Source organism: Methanolobus halotolerans (assembly GCF_004745425.1).
GTDB lineage: Archaea > Halobacteriota > Methanosarcinia > Methanosarcinales > Methanosarcinaceae > Methanolobus > Methanolobus halotolerans.
Genome location: NZ_PGGK01000026.1, coordinates 1 through 5,357, shown reverse-complemented (window position 1 = coordinate 5,357; position 5,357 = coordinate 1). Strand labels below are relative to the sequence as shown.

General features: G+C 39.2%; 5 protein-coding genes and 3 pseudogenes. 2 read left to right on the top strand and 6 right to left on the bottom strand.

Annotation, left to right across the window (positions count from 1 at the left end; genetic code table 11):
* Together CUN85_RS12735 and tnpA are read left to right on the top strand one after the other, a co-directional pair.
* On the top strand, nucleotides 1–2,702 hold a 2,702-nt coding region (locus CUN85_RS12735), incomplete at its 5' end, for an S-layer protein domain-containing protein (protein WP_205804464.1).
* Between the two features lie 318 nt (nucleotides 2,703–3,020).
* Nucleotides 3,021–3,382: pseudogene (gene tnpA, locus CUN85_RS12725) on the top strand (IS200/IS605 family transposase); the annotation flags it as partial.
* Between the two features lie 180 nt (nucleotides 3,383–3,562).
* Here the strand turns inward: tnpA and CUN85_RS12720 are convergent.
* The 6 genes and pseudogenes from CUN85_RS12720 to CUN85_RS13725 all read right to left on the bottom strand — a co-directional run.
* Nucleotides 3,563–3,817 carry a hypothetical protein gene (locus CUN85_RS12720; RefSeq protein ID WP_135390683.1) on the bottom strand — a complete coding sequence of 85 codons (255 nt, stop codon included), beginning with the start codon at nucleotides 3,815–3,817 and terminating at the stop codon, nucleotides 3,563–3,565.
* Nucleotides 3,795–4,085: a hypothetical protein gene (locus CUN85_RS12715; RefSeq protein ID WP_135390682.1), complete on the bottom strand. Its 291-nt coding sequence runs from the start codon at nucleotides 4,083–4,085 to the stop codon at nucleotides 3,795–3,797. Before CUN85_RS12715 ends, CUN85_RS12720 begins: the two co-directional genes overlap by 23 nt.
* Before the next feature lie 118 nt (nucleotides 4,086–4,203).
* Entirely contained in the window at nucleotides 4,204–4,533 is a 330-nt protein-coding gene (locus CUN85_RS12710) for a type II toxin-antitoxin system PemK/MazF family toxin (protein ID WP_167848892.1), read from the bottom strand.
* On the bottom strand, nucleotides 4,502–4,801 hold the full coding sequence (locus CUN85_RS12705) for an AbrB/MazE/SpoVT family DNA-binding domain-containing protein (protein ID WP_135390680.1): 300 nt from the start codon (nucleotides 4,799–4,801) through the stop codon (nucleotides 4,502–4,504). The genes CUN85_RS12710 and CUN85_RS12705 overlap by 32 nt, the downstream gene beginning before the upstream one ends.
* Nucleotides 4,802–4,996: 195 nt before the next feature.
* Nucleotides 4,997–5,224: pseudogene (locus tag CUN85_RS12700) on the bottom strand (transcriptional regulator FilR1 domain-containing protein); the annotation flags it as partial.
* An 18-nt stretch (nucleotides 5,225–5,242) separates the two neighbouring features.
* Nucleotides 5,243–5,357 (bottom strand): annotated as a pseudogene (locus CUN85_RS13725) (IS1 family transposase); the annotation flags it as partial.

Here is a 5,357-nt window from a genome sequence, read left to right as displayed (position 1 = left end):
TTAAACTAAAAATTGCTGACTCAGATCATCTCAGGCTCTACCTAATGAAAGAATACACAGAACCTGGAACCTACGAGTTAAGGGGAAGTGTTGCAGGCGGTACAAAAACATGGACTCCAGCAAACTTCGCAGGTTTCTTCTATGACATAGATGCTAATATCGGTTCCGAGGAACTTGTAGCAAACCCGATTGTCAGTACCAGAACTATTCGTGAAGGAGATCTTGTATACAAGACATCAATCCAGCAAAAGGAGTACACTGCAAATTTCCATGATGATATAAGCTATCCAATAATTGGTTTGTTTGGAGAGAAGTATGTTGCTCTTGATGACAATAGTGTAGATAAACTTGTAAAACTGCTTGTTGACAACGATGATGAATATACGCTTAGAACCGGCTCAACCCTCGAGCTTCCAAACGGCTATGGACTTACTGTAAAACAGATCGATGTCGAGGGTGAAAAGGTCTGGATGGAACTCTCTAAGGACAGAGAATTCGTCGAGGACGAGGTTATTAACGTAGCAGACGACTCTGCAACATGGACTTATAACACTGTTGTCGATGACACTGATGGTGTAGATGTTTTCAAGGTCCTTGTTTATGGTGTTTCTGCAGATTCAGAGGGGAGTCTGATCACAGTTGGAGGTTTATACCTCATAGATTACCAGAACATACTCTCCATCGAGTCTGGTGATGAGTTCGGAACACTTCAGGTTGACACTGCAAGTGGTGATACCATCAATATGCAAAGCACTGGTACCATCATACTTGGAGCTGGTGAGATTGTGGACATTGCAAGAGGCATGAGCTTCAAGGTTTCAGATAGTGACACCTTACGATACTATCCTTTTATTGAAGGGAAAATAGAGGAAACTGTGCCCAATATAGCTCCTGAAGCAAATATAATCTCGATATCTCCAAATCCTGCCACAGAAGGAGAATCCGTTCTCTTTGAAGGAAGTGGTAATGATATGGATGGCAAAGTTGTGAAGTACACTTGGACATCAAATATCGATGGTCAGTTGAACAATTCAGCCATTTTCAGTACCTCATATCTTACTCCCGGAAAGCATATTATCTACTTCCGGGTCCAGGATGATGACGGAGTATGGGCTGATAGCGTTTCAACAAATTTGACCATAATAGAATCTGTCTCTAACCAAAAACCTTCGGCTAGAATAGTCTCAATATCACCAAATCCTGCTCAAGAAGATGATACCGTTTATTTTGCAGGTACAGGCAGTGACAATGATGGTCACATAAAAGGTTACAATTGGACATCAAGTATAGATGGTTATCTTAAGAATTCAAGTTCAATGAACGTATCTACACTTTCAGTAGGTAACCACACAATTTACTTCAGTGTCAAAGACGAGGAAGGTGCTTGGTCAGAGCCGGATACTGCCTATCTTAGAATACTTGAAGATAGCACTCCAACAGATAGCACTCCAGAAGCTATAATTGTCTCCATCCTGCCAAATCCTGCCATTGAAGGTAAATGCATTAAATTCAAAGGTATCGGCAGTGATACAGATGGTGAAGTGATCGGTTACAAATGGAGATCCAGTATTGATGGACATATAACCACTTTGGATAATTTCAGTACTGCTGGTCTTTCTGCTGGAACTCACACTATCTATTTCAAAGTCCAAGATGATGATGGATTGTGGTCTGATGAAATATCAGCAAATTTAACTATTCTGAACTCGACCTCTTACCAAAAACCTTCCGCCACAATAGTTTCCATATCACCAAATCCTGCTACAGAAGGGGAATGTGTTTCATTTGAAGGAACTTGTAATGATATAGATGGCGAGGTGATTGATTACAACTGGAGATCCAGTATTGACGGTAATATAACCACTTTAGCCAATTTCAGTACTGCTGGTCTTTCCGTTGGAACTCACACCATCTATTTCAAAGTCCAGGATGATGATGGACTGTGGTCTGATGAAGCAGTTAAGACTCTTACAATAAAAACTAAAACATCTACAGCAAAAGCATCTTCTTCCGGGGGAGGCGGAGGCAGTGGTGCTACTACTGGCGAGAAGTATGAGAATATCCTTTTAAAAGAAGTACAGAGTATCTTTATCAATGCAGATTCACACATCGAATACAAGTTCAAGGAAGATGAAAATGCGATCACTTCCATACAGTTTGATTCTTTGAAGAACTCAGGGAAGATACAGACTGTTGTTGAAGTATTAAAAGGCAGATCTTCGTTTGCAAAAATTGCTGCACCTGGGAATGTCTATCAGCAAATGAATATCTGGGTTGGTAAGGCAGGTTTTGTCAGTCCTGAAAATGTAAACAATCTTAGTATTGGTTTTAGAGTTGAGAGGTCATGGTTAGAAGATAACGACATCGAAGCAGACAATATTAAAATGTACAGGTATTCTGATGATTCCTGGAACTCACTCACGACTGCAGTTGCTGGAGAGGATGATGAGTATGTATACTTTGAAAGCCAGACTACAGGGTTCTCACCGTTTGCTATTATTACTGAAACTGATTTGACAGATAATAGCAATGTGGTACGTTCTAAATCTATAAGCGAAGAGGATACAAAAGCAGATATAGATTTAGAAAAGTCTGAAAAGGCAACTACAGAGAAAAGCAATTTAAGCTCTATATTACTAGTCCTTGTAGGAGCTCTGGTTGCGAGCATAGGTGCATATCTTGCATATAGGGAACTGAGGTAAAACTCAGTTCCTAATTTATTTATAATATTTAATAGAGCCTGTTTTAAAACTTAACTTATATATTTTTCCGACACATCATAAAACACGCAATATCTAACAGTCCTTTAAACACTACATTAAGTCTTTCATATCTGATCACTAATCTTCTAAACCCCATTTTCAGCCACCCAAAAACGTTCAATATTTTTTCCCAGTTATCGGTTATGGTGGTAAAAACGGTTTGGTATATTTCCACTGTTCCTCTGAGAGTTCTTCAAACCCCATTCAAATCCCCTACTACTATTGAGGAGAGAGGTATTTATATCCATGAAACCAGCTCGAAAACAGGTTATGAATAATGAGTTAAAGGAATTTCTCGATGACCAGATAAGAACAATAGCGGATTCTAAGGAGTAGGAAATACTTGAACTTGAAGTCATGCCTGAACATATCCATCTTTTCATATCTGCACAACCATTCATAGCACCCAATGATATTGTTAATATCATCAAAGGTGTTACTGCAAAACGAGCGTTCCAGAAATTTCCTGAATTACGAAAAAAAAGAATTTTGGGTAATCATCTTTGGTCGGCAAGCTATTATGTTGGTACCCATGTCAAGTATCTGCTGAAACGATTAAGAAATACATTGACGGTAGTTCTAACAGGGAACGTAATTCATCCACCTGTTCCATTTCATAGAAATGGTACTCCCATTAAATCTTCGATTTAATGCGAGTTTAAAAACGGTGGTATTCTTACTCCAACGGTGATAAAGGACCTTTGAAAAGATCCCATATAATGCCCTGATCGGATTTTTGGTTCTGTGGCCATCTGATCAGGAACTGCCAATTGTATTATCAACCACCTCCACCGCAATGATCAGTATACGATCGGCGTACTTTCTGTGTCAAACGGATTTGTCCGCATTGCAAGAGAGAACAGGCATGGATAATTCTTCTTGTTATATTTCATATAAGTAAACCATTCTCGCGCAAGCAGTGCATATACACGCTTGATGTCTCCTGTCAGATGATGTGTGTCCGTCTCCGGAAGACATGAGAAATCACCCCTGCAATCCAGCTCTTCTGTGAGATGAAAAACAGCTCTTAGCTTAGAGTTCGGTGAATTCCTCATGCTCGAGCATGGATGGATTTTCAGGCAGTCTGACAAGGAAGTCCCTTTTCCCTACAAGAAAGGTGCTTAAGTTTTCAAAATCGATCTTTTCTGTATCCACATCATAATTGATCCTGCTCATTGATCTGACAAGGTTATCGAAATCCCTGTCCGACCATTCAGAATCGATCATGAACTGATCTCTGTGCCTGTCCAGGTCAGAATCAGCATCCGATATATATTCCAGAAGCTTTATGCCAACTTCACTGAAAAACACACCGATCACCATGTTCAGTTGCCATCATTGCCATTTTTTCTGAAGACATTATTTTTCTTATTATTGAATGTTTTAAAGGTTACTCAGTTTCGATAACTGGACTCTGAATATATAGATCAAATGGATATTGCTAAGTATTTTTGAAAAGCTTGGCTAGGACTGAGCTAACTTCATGTTGTTTACTTTGGTTGATTTTACCTATGCTAAACTCTATGAACTTGGTCTCAAGAGTAAATATCTTGTTGATCCGTATCCAGCTTGGATATTTGATAGGTCCATATTCCATGTCAGCACTGGTCAACGTAACTGCGTAGTTATCCTGTGGTTTTTTTGTCGTAACTTGGCACAGGATTACATCATTTTGGATAGGGTCAGTGAGTACTAAAGTGGGCCTGAGTTTCTTACCTGACCCATCAGTAAAGGGATAATCAACCACTGCAACTTCCCATTTTGCTATCATGTTTTTTCTGCTCCCTGATTTCTTCCAAGTATTTCCATGCCTCATCATCTTCTGGTGTGTTCCAGGATTCAGCAAGTGATTCCTGGGATAAGATAGCACATTCTAGATCTTTTTCAATACTTGCAAGTGGGCGTATCTCAATACGGTCATCGTAAACCAGGATAGCAGCTTTATCACTTTCACCCAAATTCAGTTCCCTGAATTCACGGGGAAGGGTTATCTGCCCTTTCTTGGTCACGGTTGCACTTCGGACTTCTATCAATGGCATATGTTTACCTCTAATATATCTTACAAGTAAGATGTTATTTTAAGATTATGGTGGCTAGCAAACTTGTCTGCCTTAAAAGCATCCTGGTAAACTTCTACCAATACGTCTATTTCCATCATTGAAGGGTGAATATAGTTTAGTGATATGAAGAAGGATTCCTTTTATGAAACCAGCTCAATAATATTGATATTTTTCTCAACCAAGTACAGAAGTGCTATTTATCGGAGTTGAATCCTTCAGGCAGTGTTCAAAAAGTTCTTTTCCAAAATCAAGTGCCTCGGGACTTGAGCAAAGGACATGTTTGTTATCAAACTCACCATTTTCTTCTAGCAGACTTAGCACGATATGTTTATCATCATATGTGAAGAAAAGAAAATCCATACTCTTATTGTAGACATACATGCTGAATAAATCGTTTTTAAGGAATTGGGTAGTCCTGTATTAATTGGTTGGCGTTTTTGAACACTTGAATTTCAAGAGTTCTCTCAAAGTCCACTTCTTCTCAGCAATCCCTGATTGCTGAGCAGGTGTTCTTTTGTGCTTTACACCATCTTTA

What these genes read in the sequence shown, in the direction of transcription:
- CUN85_RS12720 (WP_135390683.1), bottom strand. Translation starts at nt 3,817, where the DNA reads ATGAGGAATTCACCGAACTCTAAGCTAAGAGCTGTTTTTCATCTCACA.
- CUN85_RS12715 (WP_135390682.1), bottom strand. Translation starts at nt 4,085, where the DNA reads ATGGTGATCGGTGTGTTTTTCAGTGAAGTTGGCATAAAGCTTCTGGAA.
- CUN85_RS12710 (WP_167848892.1), bottom strand. Translation starts at nt 4,533, where the DNA reads ATGATAGCAAAATGGGAAGTTGCAGTGGTTGATTATCCCTTTACTGAT.
- CUN85_RS12705 (WP_135390680.1), bottom strand. Translation starts at nt 4,801, where the DNA reads ATGCCATTGATAGAAGTCCGAAGTGCAACCGTGACCAAGAAAGGGCAG.